The 1,320-nt window shown below is 66.7% G+C and carries 2 protein-coding genes; both read left to right on the plus strand.

Annotation, left to right across the window (positions count from 1 at the left end; genetic code table 11):
• On the plus strand, positions 1-494 hold a 494-nt coding region (locus tag IE118_RS33775; protein WP_189561923.1), incomplete at its 5' end, for an alpha-glucosidase C-terminal domain-containing protein.
• Positions 491-1,320, plus strand: an 830-nt coding sequence (locus tag IE118_RS33780; protein ID WP_268248997.1) for an alpha-amylase family glycosyl hydrolase, incomplete at its 3' end; no start/stop codon positions are given. The genes IE118_RS33775 and IE118_RS33780, both read left to right, overlap by 4 nt.

The raw sequence follows: 1,320 nt of genomic DNA on the forward strand, positions 1-1,320 counted from the left end.
GCAGCGAGGAATACCTCGACAGCGAGAAGTACCAGCTCCGCCCACGCGACTGGGACGCCGCGGAACGCGAGGGCCGCACGATCGCCCCGCTCATCACGAGGCTCAACGCCATCCGGCGGGAGAACCCCGCCCTGCGGCAACTGCGCGACGTCCACTTCCACCACCCCGACCAGGAGGCGGTCATCGCGTACTCGAAACGGAAGGGCTCGAACACCGTTCTGGTGGTCGCCAACCTCGACCCCCACCACACCCAGGAGGCCACGGTCTCGTTGGACATGCCGCAACTCGGCCTGGACTGGCACGAGTCGGTTCCGGTGCGCGACGCGCTCACCGGTGAGGTCTATCAATGGGGCAGGGCCAACTATGTGCGTCTTGGCCCGGGCGGGGCGCATGTGCTGGTCGTCGGGGAGGGGTCCGGCGACGGACCCTCCGACGAGCACGGCAGGGTGCTGCGACCGTCCACCCCGCGGATCGGAGGGTCAGCCACCACATGATCGTCAACGAACCCGTCCCGGACACCTTCGAGGACACGCCCGCCAAGGACCGGGACCCGGACTGGTTCAAACGAGCCGTCTTCTACGAGGTCCTGGTCCGCTCCTTCCAGGACAGCAACGGCGACGGCATCGGCGACCTGAAGGGCCTGACCGCCAAACTCGACTACCTCCAATGGCTCGGCGTCGACTGCCTCTGGCTGCCGCCGTTCTTCAAGTCGCCCCTGCGTGACGGCGGTTACGACGTCGCCGACTACACCGCCGTGCTGCCCGACTTCGGCGACCTCGCCGACTTCGTGGAGTTCGTCGACTCCGCGCACCAGCGCGGGATGCGCGTGATCATCGACTTCGTCATGAACCACACCAGCGACCAGCACCCGTGGTTCCAGGAGTCCAGGAGGGACCCCGACGGCCCCTACGGCGACTACTACGTGTGGGCCGACGACGACAAGCAGTTCCAGGACGCGCGGATCATCTTCGTCGACACCGAGGCCTCGAACTGGACGTACGACCCCGTACGCAAGCAGTACTACTGGCACCGCTTCTTCTCCCACCAGCCGGACCTCAACTACGAGAACCCGGCGGTCCAGGAGGAGATGATCTCCGCGCTGAAGTTCTGGCTGGACCTCGGGATCGACGGGTTCCGGCTGGACGCGGTGCCGTACCTGTACCAGCGGGAGGGGACGAACTGCGAGAACCTCCCGGAGACCCACGCGTTCCTGAAGCGGGTGCGCAAGGAGATCGACGCCCAGTACCCGGACACGGTGGTGCTGGCGGAGGCCAACCAGTGGCCGGAGGACGTCGTCGACTACTTCGGCGACTACGCCAC

It is taken from the genome of Streptomyces pilosus, from assembly GCF_014649835.1.
Lineage (GTDB): Bacteria > Actinomycetota > Actinomycetes > Streptomycetales > Streptomycetaceae > Streptomyces > Streptomyces pilosus.